Annotated in this window: 28 protein-coding genes; 16 read left to right on the top strand and 12 right to left on the bottom strand. The window is 65.8% G+C overall.

The features are described from left to right. The first annotated feature begins 30 nt into the window (after positions 1-30). The 4 genes from FOZ70_RS34250 (at position 31) to FOZ70_RS34235 (ending at position 2,329) form a co-directional block, all read left to right on the top strand. Positions 31-489 (top strand): MEKHLA domain-containing protein, encoded by a 459-nt coding sequence (locus tag FOZ70_RS34250; protein WP_048028598.1) that lies wholly within the window; start codon positions 31-33, stop codon positions 487-489. 295 nt (positions 490-784) lie between these two features. Continuing rightward, entirely contained in the window at positions 785-1,285 is a 501-nt protein-coding gene (locus tag FOZ70_RS34245; protein WP_219707670.1) for an Ohr family peroxiredoxin, read from the top strand. A 155-nt stretch (positions 1,286-1,440) separates the two neighbouring features. Then, a complete protein-coding gene (locus FOZ70_RS34240) occupies positions 1,441-1,920 on the top strand; it encodes a carboxymuconolactone decarboxylase family protein (protein ID WP_059587609.1) in 480 nt (159 codons plus the stop codon). 4 nt (positions 1,921-1,924) lie between these two features. Continuing rightward, on the top strand, positions 1,925-2,329 hold the full coding sequence (locus FOZ70_RS34235) for a cupin domain-containing protein (RefSeq protein ID WP_060219803.1): 405 nt from the start codon (positions 1,925-1,927) through the stop codon (positions 2,327-2,329). Between the two features lie 551 nt (positions 2,330-2,880). Here the strand turns inward: FOZ70_RS34235 and FOZ70_RS34230 are convergent. After that, positions 2,881-3,846 (bottom strand): SDR family NAD(P)-dependent oxidoreductase, encoded by a 966-nt coding sequence (locus FOZ70_RS34230; RefSeq protein WP_219707669.1) that lies wholly within the window; start codon positions 3,844-3,846, stop codon positions 2,881-2,883. A gap of 139 nt (positions 3,847-3,985) precedes the next feature. On the opposite strand from FOZ70_RS34230, the gene FOZ70_RS34225 reads away from it, so the two are divergent. From FOZ70_RS34225 to FOZ70_RS34200, 6 genes are all read left to right on the top strand, one after another. Beyond that, complete coding sequence (locus tag FOZ70_RS34225) at positions 3,986-4,906, top strand: AraC family transcriptional regulator (RefSeq protein ID WP_219707668.1); 921 nt, start codon at positions 3,986-3,988, stop codon at positions 4,904-4,906. A gap of 900 nt (positions 4,907-5,806) precedes the next feature. Further along, positions 5,807-6,091, top strand: coding sequence for a hypothetical protein (locus FOZ70_RS34220; RefSeq protein ID WP_027792578.1), 285 nt, complete (start codon positions 5,807-5,809; stop codon positions 6,089-6,091). 47 nt (positions 6,092-6,138) lie between these two features. After that, positions 6,139-6,348: a hypothetical protein gene (locus tag FOZ70_RS34215; RefSeq protein WP_042973949.1), complete on the top strand. Its 210-nt coding sequence runs from the start codon at positions 6,139-6,141 to the stop codon at positions 6,346-6,348. A gap of 33 nt (positions 6,349-6,381) precedes the next feature. Then, on the top strand, positions 6,382-6,594 hold the full coding sequence (gene rpsU, locus FOZ70_RS34210; protein WP_219707667.1) for a 30S ribosomal protein S21: 213 nt from the start codon (positions 6,382-6,384) through the stop codon (positions 6,592-6,594). A 260-nt stretch (positions 6,595-6,854) separates the two neighbouring features. After that, positions 6,855-7,091, top strand: coding sequence for a hypothetical protein (locus FOZ70_RS34205; RefSeq protein WP_059492741.1), 237 nt, complete (start codon positions 6,855-6,857; stop codon positions 7,089-7,091). Between the two features lie 74 nt (positions 7,092-7,165). After that, positions 7,166-7,483 carry a hypothetical protein gene (locus FOZ70_RS34200; protein ID WP_219707666.1) on the top strand — a complete coding sequence of 106 codons (318 nt, stop codon included), beginning with the start codon at positions 7,166-7,168 and terminating at the stop codon, positions 7,481-7,483. Positions 7,484-7,662: 179 nt separating this feature from the next. Here the strand turns inward: FOZ70_RS34200 and FOZ70_RS34195 are convergent, their stop codons facing one another. Further along, the gene (locus FOZ70_RS34195; protein ID WP_006489184.1) at positions 7,663-7,875 is read right to left on the bottom strand and encodes a twin transmembrane helix small protein; all 213 of its coding nucleotides are present in this window, start codon (positions 7,873-7,875) and stop codon (positions 7,663-7,665) included. Further along, a complete protein-coding gene (locus FOZ70_RS34190) occupies positions 7,872-8,222 on the bottom strand; it encodes a hypothetical protein (RefSeq protein WP_027792574.1) in 351 nt (116 codons plus the stop codon). The genes FOZ70_RS34195 and FOZ70_RS34190 overlap by 4 nt, the downstream gene beginning before the upstream one ends. Positions 8,223-8,473: 251 nt before the next feature. On the opposite strand from FOZ70_RS34190, the gene FOZ70_RS34185 reads away from it, so the two are divergent. Further along, positions 8,474-9,232, top strand: coding sequence for a YoaK family protein (locus FOZ70_RS34185; protein WP_021158210.1), 759 nt, complete (start codon positions 8,474-8,476; stop codon positions 9,230-9,232). A 106-nt stretch (positions 9,233-9,338) separates the two neighbouring features. Beyond that, complete coding sequence (locus FOZ70_RS34180) at positions 9,339-9,524, top strand: ribbon-helix-helix protein, CopG family (protein ID WP_021158209.1); 186 nt, start codon at positions 9,339-9,341, stop codon at positions 9,522-9,524. A gap of 56 nt (positions 9,525-9,580) precedes the next feature. Here FOZ70_RS34180 and FOZ70_RS34175 read toward each other — a convergent pair whose 3' ends face one another. Beyond that, entirely contained in the window at positions 9,581-10,417 is an 837-nt protein-coding gene (locus tag FOZ70_RS34175) for a spermidine synthase-like protein (RefSeq protein ID WP_021158208.1), read from the bottom strand. Positions 10,418-10,458: 41 nt separating this feature from the next. Beyond that, complete coding sequence (locus FOZ70_RS34170) at positions 10,459-10,803, bottom strand: zinc ribbon domain-containing protein YjdM (protein ID WP_021158207.1); 345 nt, start codon at positions 10,801-10,803, stop codon at positions 10,459-10,461. Positions 10,804-11,161: 358 nt separating this feature from the next. Between FOZ70_RS34170 and FOZ70_RS34165 the strand changes: the two genes are divergently transcribed. From FOZ70_RS34165 to FOZ70_RS34155, 3 genes are all read left to right on the top strand, one after another. Further along, positions 11,162-11,425, top strand: a complete 264-nt coding sequence (locus FOZ70_RS34165) for an HPr family phosphocarrier protein (RefSeq protein WP_042973918.1) — start codon at positions 11,162-11,164, stop codon at positions 11,423-11,425. A 63-nt stretch (positions 11,426-11,488) separates the two neighbouring features. Continuing rightward, complete coding sequence (locus FOZ70_RS34160; RefSeq protein WP_021158205.1) at positions 11,489-11,710, top strand: hypothetical protein; 222 nt, start codon at positions 11,489-11,491, stop codon at positions 11,708-11,710. A gap of 139 nt (positions 11,711-11,849) precedes the next feature. Next, positions 11,850-12,392, top strand: coding sequence for a carboxymuconolactone decarboxylase family protein (locus FOZ70_RS34155; RefSeq protein ID WP_059492739.1), 543 nt, complete (start codon positions 11,850-11,852; stop codon positions 12,390-12,392). A 275-nt stretch (positions 12,393-12,667) separates the two neighbouring features. Here the strand turns inward: FOZ70_RS34155 and FOZ70_RS34150 are convergent, their stop codons facing one another. Beyond that, the gene (locus FOZ70_RS34150) at positions 12,668-13,669 is read right to left on the bottom strand and encodes an AraC family transcriptional regulator (RefSeq protein ID WP_219707665.1); all 1,002 of its coding nucleotides are present in this window, start codon (positions 13,667-13,669) and stop codon (positions 12,668-12,670) included. A gap of 380 nt (positions 13,670-14,049) precedes the next feature. Between FOZ70_RS34150 and FOZ70_RS34145 the strand changes: the two genes are divergently transcribed. Beyond that, positions 14,050-14,589 carry a GNAT family N-acetyltransferase gene (locus tag FOZ70_RS34145; RefSeq protein WP_048028920.1) on the top strand — a complete coding sequence of 180 codons (540 nt, stop codon included), beginning with the start codon at positions 14,050-14,052 and terminating at the stop codon, positions 14,587-14,589. A 23-nt stretch (positions 14,590-14,612) separates the two neighbouring features. Here the strand turns inward: FOZ70_RS34145 and FOZ70_RS34140 are convergent, their stop codons facing one another. The 6 genes from FOZ70_RS34140 to FOZ70_RS34115 form a co-directional block, all read right to left on the bottom strand. Further along, positions 14,613-14,834, bottom strand: coding sequence for a hypothetical protein (locus tag FOZ70_RS34140; protein ID WP_219707664.1), 222 nt, complete (start codon positions 14,832-14,834; stop codon positions 14,613-14,615). 35 nt (positions 14,835-14,869) lie between these two features. Continuing rightward, positions 14,870-15,238 carry a hypothetical protein gene (locus FOZ70_RS34135; protein ID WP_219707663.1) on the bottom strand — a complete coding sequence of 123 codons (369 nt, stop codon included), beginning with the start codon at positions 15,236-15,238 and terminating at the stop codon, positions 14,870-14,872. Between the two features lie 528 nt (positions 15,239-15,766). Beyond that, positions 15,767-17,395 carry an efflux transporter outer membrane subunit gene (locus tag FOZ70_RS34130; RefSeq protein ID WP_219707662.1) on the bottom strand — a complete coding sequence of 543 codons (1,629 nt, stop codon included), beginning with the start codon at positions 17,393-17,395 and terminating at the stop codon, positions 15,767-15,769. 1 nt (position 17,396) lies between these two features. Next, entirely contained in the window at positions 17,397-18,989 is a 1,593-nt protein-coding gene (locus FOZ70_RS34125) for a DHA2 family efflux MFS transporter permease subunit (protein ID WP_219707661.1), read from the bottom strand. A gap of 100 nt (positions 18,990-19,089) precedes the next feature. Then, positions 19,090-20,463: an HlyD family secretion protein gene (locus tag FOZ70_RS34120; protein ID WP_219707660.1), complete on the bottom strand. Its 1,374-nt coding sequence runs from the start codon at positions 20,461-20,463 to the stop codon at positions 19,090-19,092. A 138-nt stretch (positions 20,464-20,601) separates the two neighbouring features. Then, on the bottom strand, positions 20,602-21,084 hold the full coding sequence (locus FOZ70_RS34115) for a DUF1641 domain-containing protein (RefSeq protein WP_219707659.1): 483 nt from the start codon (positions 21,082-21,084) through the stop codon (positions 20,602-20,604). Between the last annotated feature and the right edge of the window lie 33 nt (positions 21,085-21,117).

Below are 21,117 nucleotides of genomic sequence, written 5' to 3'. Positions count from 1 at the left end.
GGGCCCACGATCTCCGTCGAGATGTTCCAGATGATCCCACTCCACAGCAATCCAGCGTTCTATCAGCTCCTTGCCGACAGCTACGCCCGGCTGCTTGGCCGCCCCCTGGTGCCTCAGGCCATGCACGTGGACGAAGCTACCGAATGGCTCTATGAGCATGCGCCGTTCGCGGTACTCGCGCACAACACCGATCCCGACCCGGTCTTTATTTACGGCAACAAGGCCGCGCAGCGCCGGTTCGGGTACAGCTGGGATGAAATCACCCGACTGCCGTCCCGACTTTCAGCCGAGGCCCCGAATCGCGAGGAGCGGCAGCAATTCCTCGCACGCGTACAGCGGCTCGGCTACGAGGCGGGCTACAAGGGCGTGCGGGTCACCAAGTCAGGCCAGCGCTTCATGATCGAGGAAGCCACGCTGTGGCAACTACTCGACGCCGACGGCACACTGCACGGCCAGGCGGTCGTCATCCCGCGCACGCGGGACATCTGATCGAGCGGCCCGGTTTCTGAACCAGGGTCTGGCCGCCCTGCACGCTCCCCCCTTCCATCGACTGCATTGGTGCGGAACGGGCAACACCATGCATCCCGAGTCGGTCTGGTGCGTCGGCTCGTCTTTGCCTAGCATGCAAGTACGTGTGGTCCATCGACGGGATGGCACTCGAGGGGATTGACTGGCAGGCAAGCGCTGCGCCGTTGCGCTGATTCGCTTCGAAGAACAACGCAGCGCCTCGATACGCAAGGTACGAGAGACGTTCGCGTTGGCTATACCAGCAACCGGGAGGCATATGGAGAACGAGAGGTTGCAACCTCCGCCGCTGACACTGCTCGACAAATACCGCGGGAAGGAATTCGCCCCGCTCTACACGACCACGGTCACGGTCTCTGGCGGTACATCCAGGCACGGCCGTGCATCGGGCGTCGCGAAATCCGACGACGGCAGTCTCGCCCTCGATCTGCGCGTACCTGTCGAACTGGGCGGCCCGGGCGGCGGCACCAATCCCGAGCAGCTATTTGCCGCCGGTTACGCCGCATGCTTTCACGGTGCGCTGAGCCTGCTGGCGCAACGCGCGCGGGTCGATATCCGGGAAACGACCGTCGCCGTTGAAGTCTCGTTCGGCCGCGATCCGGTAGATGGCGGATATGCGCTGGTTGCCAACGTCATCGTCCGCATGCCGGGTGTCGAGTTGCCCGTCGCGGAAGGTCTCGTACGCGACACGGAACGTCTCTGTCCTTATACGAAGATGGCACGACAAGGCATATGTGGCTTCATCGCCGTGTCGGCATGATGAGCGACTGGTGCGGAAGCGGCAACAGAGTGCGCACCTTGCCGGTACTACTGGCCCCCGGGGCGCACGATTACGATGGTTGCCAGGCAGGTGCTGCGGCGAATCACCATCCGACGCGCCGGCGGCACCGCTTCAACCGATCAGGAGAACAGATCATGACGCAACGTATCAACTACTTCCAGCAATCGCCGGAACTGACCAGGAAGCTCATCGAGCTGGACGGCCTGTTTCAGAAGACGACGATCGAGGCGCCGGTGCGCGAGCTCGTCGAGATCCGGGCATCGCAGCTCAACGGCTGCGCATTCTGCGTCGACATGCACATCAAGATGGCGAAGATTCATGGCGAGCGTGAATTGCGCCTGCACCACGTCGCGATCTGGCTCGAATCGACGCTGTTTTCACCCCGCGAGCGCGCCGCGCTGGAATGGACCGAGGTACTGACCCGCCTCCCCGCGCATGGCGTGCCGGACGACCTCTACGCACGCATGCGGGAACACTATTCCGAGCAGGAATTGTCGGATCTCACCGTCCTCGTGGGCGCCATCAATAGCTGGAACCGGCTGAATGTCGCATTCCGCATCGTGCCGGGATCGTTCGACAAGATGTTCGGGCTCGACAAGGCCAACCTGGAGTGACGACATGAAACGCATCATGCTCGTACTCGCGTCGCTGGTATCGTCGCTGCTGATGGCCGTTCAACCCGCCGTCGCCGCGCCGCACGCGAAGGTCACGCCGCTGACCACGGAGCCGTTGCCCGAGTATCCGGGCAAGGAAGTCCAGATGATCGTCGTGGACTATCCGCCCGGCAGCGTCGACCCCGTTCATCGTCACGACGCGCACGCCTTCGTCTACGTGCTCGACGGCAGCATCGTGATGGGCCTGAACGGCGGCAAGGAGGTCACGCTCCATGCCGGCGACACGTTCCACGAAGGCCCGGAGGATGTCCACACGGTCGGGCGAAATGCCAGCAGCACGAAGCCGGCAAAATTCGTCGTGTTCCTCATCAAGAACAAAGGCGCACCGGTCCTCACCCCCGTGAAGTAGGGTAATCGTCGTCGCGGCCCGGTAACGGCGGGCCGCTTCGCCGGTTTCAATCGCGACAATGCGTCGAACCCATGTGTTTCGTGTACGGCGACGACTCGATCCACTTCGGATCGGCAAACAGCAGCGGATCGATTCGTGTTTGAGGCCACGTTGAGGCGATCGAGCGACTTGAGCGGATACGCGACGGGCGATCGCCCGATCGGGCGCCGGCGCACCGTGGTGGCGTCGGAACCTGACCCGGTTGACACGGCGGATGCGACCATCGGCCTGATCTTGCTTACCGCCCTCTGATATATGCACAGTGATCGGCCGCCGCGAACTGCCCCCGCTTCATTGGAATCAATCGCTGTCTCAAGCTTCGCGATCAGCCAACTCGCATCAACCTTCGATGCACTTGTCTCGAACCCCGACTCGCTTTCCGCGATACCGATCGCGGAGATGAGCCGCGGGCTTCGCGCGACGCGTGACCAAGTGGCCGCGCGCGGATCTCGCGCCGGCCGCATGCCCGGTCTCCGCCGGTACCTGTGCCCTCCTTCGTACGCGCCCGGCCGTCAGCGGCTCGCCGCAAAGGCATCGATTCCGGTCAGCTTCGCGGACCACGCCCACAGACGCGCCGCCTCATCCGGATCGATCGCATGCGGTCGCACGCCGAATTCCTCGTTTCCCTGCGTGACGACCGCAACGTCGCAATCCTCGCAATAGATACCGCCGATCGCCGCAAGGCGCGGCGACGTTGCCGCCCATACCTGGGTTGCGGCACCCTGGGCCGGCGTCTTGAAAGTCGGATCGACCGGCACACCGTGCTCGTCCACCCAGCCCTGCGCCATCATCTCTTCACGTGTCAGATGGCGCTGCAGCGGCGTCGCGATCTTGCCCGGATGCAGCGAATAGGCGCGGACACCGAACGGGGCGCCCAGCGCGTCGAGCTGCACCGCGAACAGCGCGTTGGCGGTCTTCGACTGCCCGTACGCGAGCCATTTGTCGTAACCGTGTGCGAACTGGACGTCATCCCAGCGAATCGGCGACAGCCGGTGCCCGAGCGACGACACTGCGACCACGCGGGCGCCGCCGCCGTGCGCAAGCACGGGCCACAGCCCGTTGACGAGTGCGTAATGGCCAAGATGATTGACGGCCATCTGCGCTTCCCGGCCATCGCCGACGCGCGTCTCCGGGCACGCCATGATGCCCGCGCTGTTGATGACGATGTCCACGTTGCGCCGCCCATCGACGAACCGCGCCGTGAATGCGGCCACGCTCGCGAGATCGGCGAGGTCGAGTGCCGCAATCTCCACACCGTCGATGCCGCGCGTTGCTTCGCGTGCGGCATCGACGTGCCGTGCGCCGACGACAACGGTCGCACCGGCTTGCGCCAGTGCGCGCGTCGTTTCCAGGCCGAGGCCCGAATGGCCGCCCGTGACGATGGCGGTCTTGCCACGAAGGTCGAGATCGGCCAGTACGTCGCTTGCCGTCGACGCTGCGCCGAATCCGGAATGAAGGGGGTGTTGCCTGCTCGTCATCGAAGGCTCCTGGAACGATGCGTGAAGCACGCGCCCGCCTGTCGGTCGCGTCACTGCACGAGGCCATTTTCCGGCGGCGCCCCCGGACTGTGAATGCAATAGAATCCGATTTTTCGTCGAGATCGTCCGGAGCGTGAACGTGGATCCCCTGTCGGAAGTGCTGTCGCTGCTGGAAACGCGCGACTCGTATTTCACCGGCCTGAGAGCGGGCGGCCAGTGGGCGGTTGCCATTCCCCCGCCCGAGGGAATCAAGTTCAATGCGGTTGTCGAGGGAAGCTGCTGGCTGACCGTCGACGGCGCCGGGGTGCCGATCCGGCTGCGCACGGGAGACTGCTTCCTGCTCGCATCGCCGCGGGCATTTTCGCTGGCGAGCGATCCATCTGTGACGCCGGTCCCCGCCGCCGACGTGTACCGGAACGTCGAACACGGCATCGCGCACTATGGCGAACAGGCGAACTGCTTTCTGATCGGCGGCCGCTTCTCGTACGAGGAAGGCATGCCGCTGCTGCTTGGCAGCCTGCCGCCCGTGGTGGTCGTGAGCGGCGAATCCGAACAAGCGGCGGTGTTGCGCTGGGCGCTGCAGCGGCTCGCACATGAGTTCGGCAAACCATCACCGGGGGCGTCGCTGATGGTTCGGCATCTCGGCCACATGATGCTGGTCGAGATCCTGCGCCGCTACGTGGACGACGGCGCGAACAGCGATGTCGGATGGCTCGCCGGGTTCGCGGATTCCCGGGTGAGCACGGCGCTTGTCGCCATTCATGCGGAGCCCGCGCGACGCTGGACAGTCGACGAACTCGCGACCTGCTGCCACGTATCGCGGTCGACGTTCGCGCTGCACTTCAAGCGGCGGCTGGGATTCGGGCCGCTCGAGTACGTACTGCGCTGGCGCGTGCAGCTCGCAATGCGGGAACTGCGACGCTCGAACGCATCGATATCGGCAATTGCGCAAATGCTCGGCTACGACTCGGATAGCGCGTTCGGACATGCGTTCAAGCGCATCGTCGGTTGCTCTCCCCGTGCCTATCGACATGACATCACGGGCGGGGCGGGCGGCTAGCGTCATCGCCCGCCACGCTACGGCCTCTGCTGGCGCCCCAGAACCCGTTTCAGTCACGCCAGTGATGCTGCCATCCGCCGATGGGATTCACTCCGATCAACATCATCGGGATAAGTATTCTTATCACAATAGCATTGTTATCAGATAAAACTCGCAATCGACACAACGCGCGACCACGAGCGTCCCCGTCGTGACGGCCCTGTCGAAAGTTGGCAGAAGCCTTTGCGTAGCCTCCCCCCCCTGTGACAACTTCAGTGCGTGGCGCGCAATCGCGTGAATTCACCACGGTTCCGCACCTGTCGACCGACGACGACTGGCGAATTGACATCATTGCTTCGCAAACGGTGACAACCCCATTTTTGTCTACGCCCGCCTGCAGTGGCATGCGCGCTATGTGCCGAATCCCGTTTCGTCGAACGCCAATCGAATGATCGCGCCGGCTTACCGCTCGCATCACGGAACGACGTGCGTCGGCTGGCCACTGACACTGCCTTCGCACTGACGTCCAGACGCGGGCCCCCTGTCGATTCGACAGTTGTCACAATTTCGGCAAGCAACATCAGGTGCATACCACCCCTGCCCGATGTCGCTAAATGGGGAAAAGTTTCGTTTTCCGTAAGAGGCATGAACGGTCGGCGTCGACTGGTTGTCGAGGCAGTTGCGTCGTCGCGGTCGAAATAAGATGGACACCCGCTCGACGATGCGCGTATGATGGTTTCATTCGAGCGCCCGTTTGCTGTTTGCCCGCTCGCCCTCCACCCGCCACCGTGTTGCGTCGCGTACTGCCTCGCTCGCAACGTTTGTCCCTTTCACACCGACCCGCCGCGCCAAGCATCAGGCGATGCTGGCTGAATACGCTCGTCCTTGCGAGTCGCCGCAATCGATCGCCAGGAGTTCATGATGAGCATGCATATTTACCGTGGATTCGAGATCTATCCACTGATTTACCCACACGTGCCTGCGTTGGATGGCAACCCGCATAACTACGATGCCGGCTTCGACGCAGCGGTCAAGATTTGTCTTCGCGGCACCACCGATACGCTGACGCAGAGCCAGACGTTCAGGCTTCTCGACGACAGTCCGTTCGATACCGCCGGTGACGCACGTCGTGCGTCATTGCGCTATGCCGAGAGTGTCATCGACGAAAATCGCGAAAAGCAGGGCTTCTTTTCGAGCGCCGTCTGACGCGACTCACGATGGCAAAGCAACTTTCCAGCAATTTGGAGGACGAAATGATCGTCGACGAACTTCTTGACCTGATCAGAGGGTGCAAGGTCACGCGGAGCGACGCTGTCCTGCCCGCTGGAATGACCCATTCCGCGCTATGTCATCAACAGGAGTTGCAGATGTTCGCGGCCGTGCGTGCGTTTTCAATCGGAGCCGGGTATTCGGAATTCGAATCCGACGAGATCGCAAGCACCGTCATGACACGACTCGGCTAGATTTCCTGTCGACCGTTTTCAACCAGGAGTTACATGACAACCATCACACTGAAGACCAACGAACCGATCGATGTCGCGCTGCGACGATTCCGGCGCAGTATCGAGAAGACCGGGTTGATTCGGGAGTTGCGCAGTCGCACCAGCTACGAAAAGCCCACGACGGAGCGCAAGCGGAAAAAGGCCAGTGCCGTTGCCAGGCAGCGCTTGCGGACGAAACGCCTGATGCCGCCCCGCAAAATGTTCTAGGAACATCGAGCACGCCGTGCCGGCCAGAGGGCCGCGTGCGTCGCCCTCTCGCCCTCCGGCATGAATTGCGGTGGCCGGACGACGCAGGCTGCAAGCCGGCCGGCCGCCTCGCAGCCGCAAGAAGGATGATCAGTACGCCCGTCACGCCGTGCAGCCGTGGTGCTGCCCGACATTGACTCCAGCATCGCCTTAGGCGTGAGCGCACGTGCGCTCGCCGTGCAGCAAGTCAGGATGAAAATCATAATTAGAAGGCGAAAAACATGAGCGGGTACTGCGACGCGGCACACGAGTTGGCCCATATCAGACGATCGATCGGGCTGCTTGAGCAAGCGCAACACGCGTTCATCAACAGATCGACCGTCAACGATCCAGCGTACTGGAGAGTCAAGCTCAACAAGCTTCGCACGCAATCCGGGCGCAACAAGGTTCTCTCGCTCCAGGTGGACGAACTCCTGGCCCGCCTCGAACGCATTCACGATTCACGCTCCCGAAAATAAGAGCCGACTCCTCCGTCGCCCCCTCTTTTTCCGGGTGCACGCGCATTGCAGGGAGCAATCCCGGGAGCACCATCATGATCGACGCCAACCCAGGCAACACGTTTCGACACCTTCCACTCTCGCCCGAGCAGGACGCGGAAATCCGGCACTATATAAAGAAGAAGGCGCGAAAGGGCGAAGCGTGGGACACCCCTGAGTTGGCGATGATGCTCGGAGACATGCTTTCCCCTCCGCCAAGCGACGACGAGACGCCAGAGGCTACCGTCGAAGAAGTGAAACTGGCCTGCGAACATGCATTGGCCTCGATCGACGAAGCCATGGAGTCCGTATCCGCACGTGAAGAACGAGTCGCCGCGATGGAAGCCGAGGAAATGAAGCACCCCAGGCGGTAACGCATCCACGATGCCCGAAGCTCGAGCCGCAGTTGCGCCGCCGCCCCTTTGCCTTCAGCCGGATCGAACGGCCTGGCCATCCCTCCGCCCATGACGTCGCGTACGCAATCGCATCGTCACTCGCCTCGAAAAAACGCGAATTTCCGCGAACGCCCCGCCTGCAACGGGGCGCCCGTCGTTCAGCGGCCGATCGGCAACCCCGTCGGCTCGATCCAGCCCAGCTTGTAAGCGATCAGCAGCGACAGGAACAGCGTGACCGACAACCCGACGCGTGCCGCGAGCGACCATGCCATCCGCTTGGACTTGCCGCGATCGTGATTCATGAAATACAGCGCGAAGATCAGGCTCGCGATGATCATCGCGAATGCCACGGAAACCAGCAGAGTTTTCATTGGTGATGCCCTTGAAGATCTGAATCGGCCTGAATCAGTTCGGCCAGTTTTTGCCGCTCGTCGGCGAGCGCGCCGACGCCCGACGCCGGCCAGTCCAGCGCGACGCCGTTGCCCAGCGAATCGCGCACGAGCGCCTGGTAGCGCCGGTCGTTGATCCGGCCGTGGTCCATCGTTTCCGAGATCTCGCGCCGGAACGGCAGCGGGAAACTCGCGTACGCACGCGACAGCGCCGCATATTGTCTCGCATCGATCTCTTTCGACGATGGTATGACTGTCCAGATCACCACGGCCACGATGGCCGTGAACGGGATCGCAGTGTAGCGAAGGATGAACTTGATCGGGGTCATGAAGCGGTGGGCAGAAGTGATCGCGAATGCGGGCGGCACGGCAATGCGGCAGCGAAGACGCGGCCGGCCCGCGCAGCACGACATTGTACTGTCAGCCCCATACGGCTGACAGAGTATGATAATGACATTATCATGTCCATCACATGATTCAAGAGACCCGGCACCCGTACGCATGCGGCGTTCCCGCCCTGCCACCCGGCGCCGGTTTTCATGTCCGTGCCCGCGATCCGCGGCGATTGAGCGAAGCCACCATGCCAGCGCAGTACTTTCGAAACCTGACGGGAAAACACCGCAGCGCGACCGCAAACCGTCAGCTCGGGTTTTCGCTGGCGTTCGTCGCCGGCGCGGCCAATGCCGGCGGCTTCCTCGCGGTCAAGCAATACACGTCGCACATGAGCGGCATCGTATCGGCGATCGCCGACCAGACGGCGCTCGGCGACGTGCGGCTCGCGCTGGCCGGCATCAGCTCGCTGGGGTCGTTCCTGATCGGTGCCAGCTGCTCGGCGATCCTCGTCAACTGGGGCCGCCGTCGCGGCCTGCACAGCCAGTTCATGCTGCCGCTGCTGGTCGAGGCCGCGCTGCTGCTTCTGTTCGGGCTGCTCGGCAGCCATCTCGCGCTGTGGGAAACCTTCTTCGTGCCGGTGACCGTGACGCTGCTGTGCTTCATCATGGGGCTTCAGAACGCGACGATCACGAAGCTGTCGGGCGCGGAGATCCGCACCACACACATGACCGGCATCGTGACCGACCTCGGCATCGAACTCGGGAAGCTGTTCTACTGGAACCGGTCGGCGATCGACGTCGACGCGCATGCGGTGATCGCCAACCGCTCGAAGCTGCGGATTCACGCAACGATGCTTTCGTCGTTCTTCATCGGCGGCCTGGCCGGCGCGATCGGCTTCAAGCATGTCGGCTACGTATCGACCGTGCCGCTCGCCGCGGTGCTCGTCACGCTGGCGATCGTACCGGTGATCGACGACCTGCTCGCGCTGGTCCGCAGCAAGCGCTGAATGCGCACCCGGCCGCGTTTCCCCACGCTTCCCCGCGTGTCCGGTAGTGGCACCGAAGGCTCATCGATTATAATTTGATTAACATACCGACCACCCTCGCCCCGCAATGGAAACAAAAACCGCCCGCCTGACCGTCCTGATCGATCCCGCGAAGAAGGAAGCATTCGAGATGCTCTGCGCAGAGCAGGATCTCACGCCTTCGCAAGTCGTGCGGCAACTGATCCGCGAGTATCTCGACCGTCACGGCGTGACGTACAAGACCAAGAGCGCGCTCGGCAAGCGCGTGAAGTAAGCGAAGCGCGGCCGCACCGGCCACGCACGCGGCGGCGCTTAAAAGCCGCTCAACGCCTACGCGCCAATCTCCCACCGCCCCGGAGGCTGCGTACGCTGCACCAGCCGCTGCGGCTCGATGCACTCCCCGGCCTTCATGCGTCTCGCCGTGGCTCCCAGCTTGAGCTCGCCGGCCTGTGCGCACGCAAGTGCGCGTTCGAGCAGGATGCGGAGTGACGGCAGCCGCTGGCCGCCCTTCCACGCGAACGCGATGTAGTTGTTGTCGTCGCCGCACGGCACCAGCGTATACGACGCACCGAACACCGCTCGCAGTTGCTCGAGATGTTGCGGCAACGCCGGATCGTCGTCCATGAAGTTGATCGCCAGTACGCCGGTATCACTCAGGCGCGCCCGGCACGCAGCGAGGAATGCGGCACCCGTGCACCGGCCACGCATGCCGTCCGCGACGAACGCGTCGTGCAGGATCACGTCCGTCCGGACCTCCGCCCTTTCCAGGTGATCCGCGGCGTCGGCGCATACCACCTTGAACCGGCCGTCATCGGCAGGAATCCTGAATACGTCCCGCAGCGCGATCACGTCCGGGTTGATCTCGACCGCGTCGATCGCCGCACCGGGCAGGTGCCGGTAGCAGTACTTCGCCAGCGAACCGCCGCCGAGCCCGAGCATGCAGATGTGCGCGGGCTCCGGCTGCAGCAGCAGAAAGCCCATCATCACGCGTGTATAGCCGAGCTCGAGCCGGCCCGGATCCCGGAGCGACATGAAGCTCTGCGTGCCGAAATGGTCGAAATGGAGCGAAAGCGCGTGCTGCGTCTCCAGCACGAAAGGCCGGCCGTCGTTCAGCGGCGTCGCCAGGAACCTGACGAACGCATCGTAGGAAAATCGTTCCTCGGCCATGGGGGGGAAGTCGATCAAGCAGTCGATTGGCGCGGGTGCACTCAGACCTTCTTCAGGTAGCAGGCCTTCAGCATGAAGCCGCCCATGTCGGTCTTGCAGTCGACCTCGTGATCGCCGCCGACGAGCCGGATGCTCTTGACCTTGGTACCCATCTTCAGCGTGATCGACGAGCCCTTCACGCGCAAGTCCTTGATCAGCACGACCGAATCGCCATCCGACAGCACGTTGCCGTTCGCGTCCTTGACGACGTCGCCGGCCGGCTCGTCACCGGTTTCGGCGCCGGCACCGGCCGACCATTCATGGCCGCAGTCCGCGCATACGGTCAGCGTGCCGTCCGGGTAAGTGTTTTCCATCGCGCATTGCGGGCAGGCGGGGGCGGCGTTCATTGCAGCTTCCATTCGGGATGAGTTGGGTCGTCGATAAAAATGCCGGGCGCGCTGGCAGCGTCGCCCGGCCGGCCTGACGGCACGCGCCGACGGATCGGCGGACCACCGTCGGCGCACACGGCATTATAATGCAATTCACATATCTTGATCGCTGTATTATAATCGGCGTTTTCGTGCCGTTCGCCGGATTTGCAACCCGTTTCCCCGAGAATGCCGGCACATCCACGCAGGATGCACCCCCCCCCGGCCTCGCCGCCGGCTTCTCCGGGTTCCGCGGGAAAGCGTGTTTCACGCGCGCCAGGCGCAGCGCCGGCCCGGCACCGCACACCGATTCCCCGTTCTGAGGCTTTCCGACATCGTGGCAACCGTCGTGTACGTTGAAATCGGCCCCGCGTGGAACCGCAACCGCGGCGGCGCCGCACGAAAAGCAGCCGTCGACGCGGCGCGCGGCTTCGACAGCGACATCCTGCTGATCGCGAACGGGATCAGCAGCAACGCAAAGGACAGCGCCGCCGTCGCAGCGCTGCAGGTGCACGGCGGCACGTCCGCGCAAGTGCTGGCCACCGGCCCCGACGAGGAGGCGGCGCTGCAGGCGCTGCTGCCCGTGCTGCAAGCGCGCTGATTCGCGCACCACCCGGCGTCACGGCATCCCGCCCACCCCGAATCCCCTTTTCACGAGGAAGCGATGAGCGACAACTTCACGTCCAACACCCCGAACCTGTCGGCCTCCGCCATCTGGGCGCTCGAGCGCCTCGCCGACGTCCGCTACGGGCGCGATGCGCCCGCGCTCGGCTGGTCGATCGCGCGGGAACTCGTCAGCGCGGGCTTCGTCAGCCATTCCGCACACGGCCGCTCCGGCGCGTCGATCACGGCCGAAGGGCGGACCTTCCTGAAAAGCCGGAAGTAGACCGCCGGCGGCGGCGGATCGACTTGATCCTTTTGAGCATCACAATGGCGATTTTGCGCCTTATGAGGATCGCCCTGCGCTTCTAAAGTGGAGTCACCCCGAACGAACGGGCGTCAACTTTCCGATCAAGGAGCCAGTCATGAGCCGCATCGCCATCCCCGCCATCGAAACCGCCACCGGCGCAACCGCCGACGTGTACGCACAAGTCCGCAAGGTCGCCGGCGGCACCGTCCCCAACCTGTTCGCCGCCGTCGGCCATCTCGCGCCGAACGCGCTCGCGGCCGTGCTCGACGCCGAAGGCGTGCTCGCCGGCGGCACGCTGACCCGGCAGGATCTCGAAACGATCAAGCTGCTCGTCAGCGCCGATACCGGGTGTGACTACTGCGTCGCCGCGCACAACCTGCTCGGCAAGATGACCGGCCTGTCGGCCGACGCACTGCGCGCGATCCGTTCGCGCGAGCCGAACACCGGCGACGCGAAGCGCGACGCACTGATCCGTTTCGTGCTGAACCTGCAACGGACGAGCGGCACGATCACCGACGACGAATTCGCCGCGATCCGCGAAGCCGGCTACACGGACACGCAACTCGCGGAAATCTCGCTCGCGATCGCGCTGACGATCTTCACCAACACGTTCAACCGCATCAACGACACGGTCGTCGATTTCCCGCCTGTGAAGTAAGTCGCGCGGCTGCAAGAGCATCGGGACGGCATGCGGTACCGCTGCCGTTTCGATCGCGCCCGTCGCCGGCTCCATTGCCGCGGCGGGCGTGCCGCCTGGATGACGGCTACAGCGCTGCCTGGGGGATCGGAAAATCCAAGGTGCCGCGCTGTTCGTCGAGTGGTTCGTCGGGCCGGACAACCGTAGCGATGGGCCTGGCATCGAACCGTGCGCCGACATCTGGCTGATCCGCCTGCGATTGCATCGAACCGCAGCAGGCGCCGCCTCCTTCGCGTTTACTCCGCATCGCCGGCCACGCCATCGTCCAATGCCGCCGCATCGCGCGGACCACCGAACGACTGGCGCCGCCATTCACCTGGCGTCATCCCCGCCCAGCGCGTGAACACGCGGCGAAACGCAGCCACCGACTGATAACCGACGTCGGCCGACACGGCCTCCGCGCTGGCCGACGGCCGGCGCAGCGCATTCGCGGCGAGGCTCATCCGGATATCCGTCAGCAGATCGGCGGCCGAGTGCCCGAGTTTCGACTGGAAATGACGCATGAAGGTCGCGCGCGACATGCTGCACAGCGCGGCCAGTTCGGGCAGCGTCCACGGCCTTGCCGGATCGTCGAGCATCGCGACGATCGCGGGCGCGAGGCGCGGCTGGCCGGCCAGCGCCAGCAGGCCGGTCGGCGCCTGCCCCGATTCGCTGATCGCGCGCAGCGCGAGCGCGAACAGCGCCGCCGACAGCGCGTCGAGGATCGCGAGACCGCCGAGTTGCTGCTCGAGCGATTCCGCGCGCATCAGCTCCACGAGCGCGGTCAGCCGCGCGGTGGCGGCCAGCGCGTCCGCCGTGCGGCTGTCCGCCACCGCGCGCACGACGAGATCGGCCGGCAGGTGGCGCCGGATCAGCCGGTCGTGCGGCGGCGCGACCACGAAACGCCCGCACAGCATGTCCAGCCGCTCGCCGGTGCCCGCGTTCTCGCCGATGAAGACGTGACCGCCGGGCCGCTTGACCGCCGACACCGGCGGCAACCCGCTGCCGTCGTGGAGCACATGCGGGGAACCGTGCGGCAACAGCACGAGATCGCCGCCGCCGAGTTCGCGCACGGAGCCGTCGTCGGGATTCTCGAGGATCGCGCGGCCGCGCAGCACCACGTGATACGGAATCTCGCACGCAGGCGATCGTTCATACGTGACCGCCCACGGCGCGCCGAACGCGCAGCGGATTTCGAGCTTCCCGGTGACCGTGACGAGCGCCATGAAGCGGCTCAGCCAGTCGGATTCGGGTGTCATGTCGAGGGGTGAACGCACATCGGAAGTGCGGCGCGCGCCGCATGAAAGTCCGATTATCGCGCGGTCTGCCGCTGCAATCGCGCACGTTTCCGGTTCGACGCCGTCGATGCACCGGCGTCACTCGCGGCCGCCGGAGGCCGCCGGACGCGACGCCCGCCGCGACAAGGGTTTTGCTATCATTCCCGCGCCCTGTCTTGCCGAAATGGACCTGCCCGCTCGCAGCGTGCCGCGCTCGCGTACCGCCGATCACACGCCGCCGCTCACCGACCAACACCGCCGCCCGACCTGCCGGCGAGCGCGTGAACGGGCCCCGACCAGCGCGGCATCGACGTGCCGACGGCCCGGCCGTCCCATGCGCCCCCTTCTTTCCGGAAACCACGATGCCGCCTGTCTCTTCCCCGCCCGTTCTCGACACGCCGCGCCTCATCCTCGAAGGCCATCCGCTCGGCGACTTCGACGCGCTCGCCACGATGTGGGCCGAGCCCAAGGTCGTCGAGCACATCTTCAACGGCGAGCCGTCCGCGCCGCGCGACTCGTGGATGCGCATGCTCGCGTATCGCGGGCTGTGGCCGCTGCTGGGTTATGGCTACTGGGCGATTCGCGAGAAGGCGTCGGGCCGCTATGTCGGCGACCTCGGCTTCGCCGATTTCCACCGGCTCATCGAGCCGTCGATTCGCGGCGTGCCGGAAGCCGGCTGGGCCCTCGCGACGTGGGCGCACGGCAAGGGCTACGCGACCGAGGCGCTCGCGGCCGCGCTTGCGTGGCTCGACGGGCAGCAGCGGTTCGAGCGCAGCGTATGCGTGATCAAGCCGACCAACGTTGCGTCGATTCGCGTCGCGGAGAAAGCGGGTTATGGCGAGCCGCAGCGTATCCGCTTCAACGACGCCGATTCGTTGCTGTTTTCGCGCAAGCGCCGATAGGCGGGCGTGGTCCGTCGGTCACGTCAGTCCACGACCGGTTCGTAAAAGCGCAGGAAGAGGCCGTTGTCCATCGGCCAGCAGTTCCCGCTTTCGTCGAGCAGAATCCAGTCTCCCGGCTTCACCGGACGCCAGCCTTCCGGCGTCGCGACTGCCCACGTGTCGTGGCGCCGCGCCACCCGGTCATGGTCGCCATCGACGAACCATCGTGTGGCATCGACGTAGGCGGTACGTTTTCTGAATCTCATCCTGCCACCCAAGAAAGCGGATATCTGCGTCGCGCTCAATGACGGAGCGCGAATCGCGTGTCGGTGCGGGGCGCGCATCGCGATGCCGCAGCGTCCGCGTCGAGCGCACGCTGCCCGGCCTGCAACGCATGCGTCGCCGCCTGCGTTTCGTGCAACGCCGCCCAGCCCTCGGCGACGAGCGCCTGCAACGTTTCGCGTGCGACGATGGAGATCCGGACATCGGTCTCCTGCATTCTCCCGAGCGCAGACACGACCTCGTCTGGCTGATCGGGCGCCAGCGCAAGCACGAACCGCGAACGCGTCTCGGCGGCGCGGACGGCCTCGGCCCAGTCGGCCCGCGCCACCGCGGCTTCGATCGCGTTCGTGAGCGCTTCGAGACTCCGCACGACTTGCCACGGCATCATGTCGCCTTCCCGTCAGTTGCCTGTCACCGTCCGCATGACGGACGAAATCGCGGCGCATCATGCGCGCGCATCAGGAAGCGAAATTGTAGGGAACGATACGCGGCGACATCGGTAATATTTTGTAATGAAATGTCGAGTAACCTTGCCTGGCGGGGAGATCGACTCGTACAGACGACGTTCGAGACGGTGGAATTCCGCAAACGGTTTCGCCGGAAGCATGTTCGACGGCCCCCGCTCAGCCGCGCCGCTGCCGGACATCGCATCGAAGCGATTCGGCAACACGCGCGTGCTGGATGCCGCCCGCTTCGCGCGTTCCGCCCGGCAGCGGCGACTTCCCGATAGCTGCGTGTCATACCCGGATTCAGATTTCGCCACATTTCGGCGAAATTCTGCACCGTATCATCCGCATCGCTTCTGCGACGACGCGGTGCCGACATCATGGTGACCGCGTCTGACGAACGACTCGTCAGGACCATCCGCTCCGACGGTCATCCGGCCGACAGGCACGGTAACGCCGCGCGCTTGCCGCTATCGCCCGGACGCCGTGTCCCTGCCCAAAGCCGCGGCCGTGCTGGCCGGCCATCCTCCACCCAGCGCCTTGTACAACGCGACGAGATCGGTCGTGGTCTGCAATGCGCCCTGCTCCGCCTGCTGGCGCCCCTCCGACCACTGTCGCTCGGCGTCGAGCACGTCGAGGAACGGCGACAATCCCTTGCGGTAACGGTCGCGTGCCAGTTCGAGCGCGCCCTGTTCGGCCTTCGCCGCATCGTCGAGCGCGGCCGCGCGCGCCTGGTCGGTGCGATACACGGCCAGCGCGTTGTCGACGTCGCGCAGCGCAACCAGCACGGCTTGCCGGTAAGCCAGGGCCGCTTCGGCCTGGCGCGCTTGCGACAGCCGCAGGTTCGACACGAGCGCACCACCGGAAAATACCGGCAGCGACACGGCAGGCCCGAACGCATAAAACAGATGCGACCAGTGAGCAAGTTCACGCACGTGCGACGCGCGCAGGCCCACCTGCCCGGTCAACGAGATGTCCGGATAGAACTGCGCGACCGCGACGCCGACATCGGCGGTGGCCGCATGCAGGTCGGCCTCCGCGCGGCGAATATCGGGGCGTCGCCGCGCCAGCGTCGACGGCAGGCCGACCGGCACGGTCGGCGGCACGCCCGGCAACGCCCGCGGGGCGGCCAGCCAGTCGTCGAGCGCGCCAGGCGCACCGCCGACGAGGTACGCGAGACCATTGCGCAACAGCACGATCTGCTGGTCGAATTGCGGCAGCTGCGCGCGAATCTGTGCGAGCCGCGCGTCGGCACTGCGCACGTCGAGATCGCTCGCCAGGCCGTGCGCTGCCCGCTCGCGCGTGAGATCGAGCAGGTCGTGCTGCGCACGTTGCAGGTCGTCGGCAAGCGCGCGCTGTGCCTCGGCACCGCGCAGTTGCAGATAGGTCTGCGCGACTTCGGCCTCGAGCGACAGCAGCGCGTCGTCGCGGCTCGCGACCGCTGAACGCGCCTGCGCATCGGCCGATTCGACCGAGCGGCGCACGCGCCCGAACAGGTCGAGTTCCCACGATGCGTCGAATCCGGCCTGCCACAGGCTGACCGGCGCCTCGAGGGCATCGAGCGCGTCTTGCGCACCTCGCCGCGCGCTCGCGCCGGTACCCGGCCCGAACCGGTCGAGCGGCGAGCCCGGTGCGCCGAGCTGGTCGACGCGGCGGTCGATGCCCTGCTCCTCGACGATGCCTTTCAGGCCGAGCTGTTCACGCTGATAGCTCGCGTTCGCGCGCACGTCGGGCAAACCCTGCGCGGCGGCCGCGCGAACCTGCGCCCGCGCCTGTGCGATACGCAGCACGGCAGCCTGCACGCCGAGATTGTCTTGTGCCGCGCGCTCGACGAGCCGGTCGAGCAGCGGATCGCCGAACGCCTGCCACCAGCGCGGATCAGGATCGACGTCGGTCACGGGCGACGACCGCATGGCGGTGTCCGGGGCCGCTTGCGCATCGGCATGCATCGCATGCCAGGTGTCAGGCATGTCGGCGTGCGGCGGCTTGTAATCGGGGCCGACGGTACAACCCGATAACGTTGCGTATGCAACCAGTGCAATCGCCGTGCCGCGCACGAGGCACTCCCTGCGGCTACGATCGTGTCGGCGCATGCGCATCTCAATGCCCTCCCGCACCGCGCGCCGCTTTCACCGGCGAGAACAGGAACGTCAACGGAATGCTGAACGCGCAGAACACCGCGAGCAAGGCGAACACGTCGATATAGGCGAGGATCGTCGCCTGCAGCACGAAGGTTTCATACAGCCGCCCGGTGGCCGTTTGCAGCGCGACCGACGGCGGTCCGCCGGTCAGCTCGCCGATCGCGCGCGCGTTGTCCTGCAGCGCGGCCTGGAAGTTCTGCGACAGCGGCGACATGTGCCCGGACAGATGCGCCATCCGCGCCTGGGTACGCTCGCGGATCAGCGCGGTCGATAGCGAAATGCCGATCGAACCCGCGACGTTGCGGAACATCGTGAACAGCGCGGACGCATCGTCGTTGAGCCGTCGCGGCACGGTCAGGTACGCGAGCGTCGTGATCGGCACGAACATGAAGCCAATCGCGAGCGACTGCGCGCACCGGATCATCACGAGATGCCGGTAGTCGATGTCGGGCACCAGCATGCGCGAATAGGCGAGCGCGCCGCACAGCAGCACGAAGCCGGACCCGACGAGATAGCGTGTCTGCACATGCGGCATCAGCCGGCTCACGAACGGAATTTCGAGCGTGATCAGCAGCGCGCCCGGCGACAGCACGAGCCCCGCAAGCGTCGCCGTATAGCCGAGATGTTGCTGCGCGAGCTGCGGCACGATCACCGCGCTGCCGTACAGCACAGCCGCGAACGTCGCGATCGTCACGCAGCCGAGCGCGAAATTGCGATCGCGCAGGCACGACAGGTCGACCACCGGCTTTTTCGCGCGCAGCAGCCACAGGGTCGCGCCGACGAGACCCAGTGCCGACAGCACCGCGAATATCCGGATAAGCGGCGAGCCGAACCAGTCCTCGTCCTCGCCGCGATCGAGCATCACCTGCAGGCAACCGAGCCCGATCGCGATCAGCCCGATGCCGATGTAGTCGACGGAGATCCCGCGTTCGGCGCCGCGCCGCCAGGGCGGGTCCTCGACGAGCTGCATCACCGCGAGCACGGTCAGCGCACCGATCGGCACGTTGAGCAGGAACACCCAGCGCCACGAAAAGTGATCGGTGATCCAGCCGCCGAGCGTCGGCCCGAGCACCGGCGCGACGACGATCGCGATCGCCGAGATCGAGAACGCGCGGTTGCGCTCTTCGGGCGGGAACGTGTCAAGAATGATCGACTGCTGGTTCGGCTGCAGGCCGCCGCCGAACAGCCCCTGCAGCACGCGAAACACGATCAGTTCGCCGAGATTGGTCGCCACGCCGCACAGGAACGAGCACACCGTGAAAGCGGCGATGCACAGCACGAAGTAGCGCTTGCGGCCGAGCAGGCGTCCAAGGAAACCCGAGATCGGCAACACGATGCCGTTCGCGACGAGGTACGACGTGAGCGTCCAGGTCGCTTCGTCGTAGCTCGCCGACATCGTGCCCGCGATATGCGGCAGCGCGACGTTGACGATCGTCGTGTCGAGCACTTCCATGAATGCGGCGAGCGTGACGACGATCGCGACGAGCCACGGGTTCGAGGCCGGACGCCATGCGTCGCCCGGCTCACCGTTTCGGTCGGACGGCCGGTTCATCGGCGGAGTCCGCGAAGCGGGAACGGCATGCGAGTGTCGGGCATCGGAACGCTCCGGTCGGGGCCGGCCGCCGTATGCCGGCGCAACATGCGGCGGCCGTTCATTTCAAATGCACGGTCGGCTCGACCGACAGACCGAGACCGAGCGGCGGACGGTTCGGCAGCGGACCGTCGAGCACGATCTTCACCGGTACGCGCTGCACGATCTTCACGAAATTGCCGGTGGCGTTCTCGGCCGGAAACGCGGAGAAGCGCGCACCGCTGCCGAGCTGAATACTGTCGACGTGGCCGTGCAGGTCGAGGCTCGGGTACGCGTCGACGGACACGTCGACGCGATCGCCGACGCGCATCCGTTCCAGCTGCGATTCCTTGAAGTTCGCGGTGATCCATACGCGCGGCGCGACGAGCAGGAAAATCGACGTTCCCGGCTGCAGGAACGAGCCGAGCTGGACATTGCGCCGTGTCACCCACCCGTCCGACGGCGCACGCAATTCGCAGTACGACAGGTTCAACGCGGCAGTATCGAGCTGCGCGCGCGCCTGCAACACTTGCTGGCGCTGCTCCTCGACGGCCGTCTCCGCCTGGCGGATCTGCTGCGGCACGAGGCTCGCGGTGCGCGCCTGCGCCTGAGCCATCGCGACGTTCGCATCGGCGCTCGTGCGTTGCGCGTCGGCGGCGTCGATCGCCTGCTGCGACGTCGCGCGCGCATCGACCGCGCGCTGCCGCTCCTGCGCGGCGAGCGCCTGTCGATAGGCAGCTTCCGCCGATTCGATCTGCGCACGTGCCTGCCGGTACTGGGCTGGATACTGCACGTGCGCGATGTCGAGCTGCACGCGCGCCGCATCGAGCCGGGCCTGCACGAGGCCAAGCTGCGCCTGCGCTGCGTCGACCTGCGCGCGGTAGTCGCGCGGATCGATCTCGACGAGCACGTCACCGCGTCGCACGAACGTGTTGTCGTCGACCGCGAGCCGCGTCACGTAACCGGACACGTGCGGCGCCACCGCGACCGCGTTGCCGTCGGTGTACGCGTCGTCGGTGCTTTCCTGGTCGCGCGTCGCGAGCCACCAGACCAGGCCCGCGACGAGCAGCACGCACAGCATCGCGCCGAAGACGAGGAGCGGCTTCTTGCCGGGACGTTTGCGTTCGCCTTCGCCGTGGCCGCCGTCTCCATCGCCACCGGTGCGTCCGCCGCGATCGTCGTGCGGATGGCCGTCGCCTCCACCGCCACCCGAGGCATCGGTCGAACGTTCGTCGTCGCGGCGCGGTGCCGGGCCGTCGCCGTTGCCGCCGGGCCGATCGTCGTCGCCCGCACGCGCGACGGCGGCCGGTGCCGGACCGTCACCGTTCCGGCCGGCCGGTTCGCCGGATTTCCCCGTCACGCGCGCCCGGCCCTCACGCCATCCGGAGATCGGTGCACGCGGCGCGAAGCCGAATCGCTCGGGTACGGACAACGGACACGGAATGGCATCGGGCATCAAATGGCGCTCCTGGCGGCGGCCGCGTACGTCATTGCACGCGCCGGCCGCGTCGCACGTCATCCAGCAAACGGCGGGCCCGGGCGCAGCAGGCGAAGCGCCGGGCCGCCGATACGGCCGAAAAACGCCGGGGCATCGTCACGTACCAGTCGCGTTCCCGCCGGACGCTGTGACGGGCGCCTCCGGATCGCGCGCCAGCCCTTGCGCGAACACCTTCAGGCCTTCGAGCAACGGCGTCAGCGCGTCCCACAGCGCTTCATCGTGCAGCAGCCGGTACGCGCCGCGCACGCCGGGCGCGACATGCTCGTGCTGCGCCGGCTGCCATGCGCCGACGTGATGCAGCGCATCCGCGGCCGCGAACACGGCCTTGCCGAACTGCTCCGGCGGAATGCGCGACAGCGCCATCAACAGCACCGCGAGATTCTGCATCCCGCTCTGCATGCCCGGCTTGTCGAGTGCATCGACGAACGTATCGGCCAGCCGCGCGTTCGCGCCGACGACCTCGCTCGCCAGATGCAGGAATCCATGCCGGTGCAGGCTGCCGAGCAGGTGCTCGAGCGCTTCGTGCGCACCGGGCTCCGTGTGCGGCGGCGTCGAGTCGCCGGACGGACGTTCGATCATCGGCTGTGCTCCAGGTGAGGCGCGCGGCAGCCG

Origin of the sequence: Burkholderia sp. COPS, assembly GCF_019425585.1 — a bacterium.
GTDB lineage: Bacteria > Pseudomonadota > Gammaproteobacteria > Burkholderiales > Burkholderiaceae > Burkholderia > Burkholderia cepacia.
This window is presented reverse-complemented; position numbering and strand designations above follow the sequence as displayed.

Excerpts from the sequence above, each read along its gene's own strand:
- FOZ70_RS34250 (WP_048028598.1), top strand. The coding sequence starts at position 31 with ATGATCCCACTCCACAGCAATCCAGCGTTCTATCAGCTCCTTGCCGAC.
- FOZ70_RS34245 (WP_219707670.1), top strand. The coding sequence starts at position 785 with ATGGAGAACGAGAGGTTGCAACCTCCGCCGCTGACACTGCTCGACAAA.
- FOZ70_RS34240 (WP_059587609.1), top strand. The coding sequence starts at position 1,441 with ATGACGCAACGTATCAACTACTTCCAGCAATCGCCGGAACTGACCAGG.
- FOZ70_RS34235 (WP_060219803.1), top strand. The coding sequence starts at position 1,925 with ATGAAACGCATCATGCTCGTACTCGCGTCGCTGGTATCGTCGCTGCTG.
- FOZ70_RS34230 (WP_219707669.1), bottom strand. The coding sequence starts at position 3,846 with ATGACGAGCAGGCAACACCCCCTTCATTCCGGATTCGGCGCAGCGTCG.
- FOZ70_RS34220 (WP_027792578.1), top strand. The coding sequence starts at position 5,807 with ATGAGCATGCATATTTACCGTGGATTCGAGATCTATCCACTGATTTAC.
- FOZ70_RS34215 (WP_042973949.1), top strand. The coding sequence starts at position 6,139 with ATGATCGTCGACGAACTTCTTGACCTGATCAGAGGGTGCAAGGTCACG.
- rpsU (WP_219707667.1), top strand. The coding sequence starts at position 6,382 with ATGACAACCATCACACTGAAGACCAACGAACCGATCGATGTCGCGCTG.
- FOZ70_RS34205 (WP_059492741.1), top strand. The coding sequence starts at position 6,855 with ATGAGCGGGTACTGCGACGCGGCACACGAGTTGGCCCATATCAGACGA.
- FOZ70_RS34200 (WP_219707666.1), top strand. The coding sequence starts at position 7,166 with ATGATCGACGCCAACCCAGGCAACACGTTTCGACACCTTCCACTCTCG.
- FOZ70_RS34195 (WP_006489184.1), bottom strand. The coding sequence starts at position 7,875 with ATGAAAACTCTGCTGGTTTCCGTGGCATTCGCGATGATCATCGCGAGC.
- FOZ70_RS34190 (WP_027792574.1), bottom strand. The coding sequence starts at position 8,222 with ATGACCCCGATCAAGTTCATCCTTCGCTACACTGCGATCCCGTTCACG.
- FOZ70_RS34185 (WP_021158210.1), top strand. The coding sequence starts at position 8,474 with ATGCCAGCGCAGTACTTTCGAAACCTGACGGGAAAACACCGCAGCGCG.
- FOZ70_RS34180 (WP_021158209.1), top strand. The coding sequence starts at position 9,339 with ATGGAAACAAAAACCGCCCGCCTGACCGTCCTGATCGATCCCGCGAAG.
- FOZ70_RS34175 (WP_021158208.1), bottom strand. The coding sequence starts at position 10,417 with ATGGCCGAGGAACGATTTTCCTACGATGCGTTCGTCAGGTTCCTGGCG.
- FOZ70_RS34170 (WP_021158207.1), bottom strand. The coding sequence starts at position 10,803 with ATGAACGCCGCCCCCGCCTGCCCGCAATGCGCGATGGAAAACACTTAC.
- FOZ70_RS34160 (WP_021158205.1), top strand. The coding sequence starts at position 11,489 with ATGAGCGACAACTTCACGTCCAACACCCCGAACCTGTCGGCCTCCGCC.
- FOZ70_RS34155 (WP_059492739.1), top strand. The coding sequence starts at position 11,850 with ATGAGCCGCATCGCCATCCCCGCCATCGAAACCGCCACCGGCGCAACC.
- FOZ70_RS34150 (WP_219707665.1), bottom strand. The coding sequence starts at position 13,669 with ATGACACCCGAATCCGACTGGCTGAGCCGCTTCATGGCGCTCGTCACG.
- FOZ70_RS34145 (WP_048028920.1), top strand. The coding sequence starts at position 14,050 with ATGCCGCCTGTCTCTTCCCCGCCCGTTCTCGACACGCCGCGCCTCATC.
- FOZ70_RS34140 (WP_219707664.1), bottom strand. The coding sequence starts at position 14,834 with ATGAGATTCAGAAAACGTACCGCCTACGTCGATGCCACACGATGGTTC.
- FOZ70_RS34135 (WP_219707663.1), bottom strand. The coding sequence starts at position 15,238 with ATGATGCCGTGGCAAGTCGTGCGGAGTCTCGAAGCGCTCACGAACGCG.
- FOZ70_RS34130 (WP_219707662.1), bottom strand. The coding sequence starts at position 17,395 with ATGCGCATGCGCCGACACGATCGTAGCCGCAGGGAGTGCCTCGTGCGC.
- FOZ70_RS34125 (WP_219707661.1), bottom strand. The coding sequence starts at position 18,989 with ATGAACCGGCCGTCCGACCGAAACGGTGAGCCGGGCGACGCATGGCGT.
- FOZ70_RS34120 (WP_219707660.1), bottom strand. The coding sequence starts at position 20,463 with ATGCCCGATGCCATTCCGTGTCCGTTGTCCGTACCCGAGCGATTCGGC.
- FOZ70_RS34115 (WP_219707659.1), bottom strand. The coding sequence starts at position 21,084 with ATGATCGAACGTCCGTCCGGCGACTCGACGCCGCCGCACACGGAGCCC.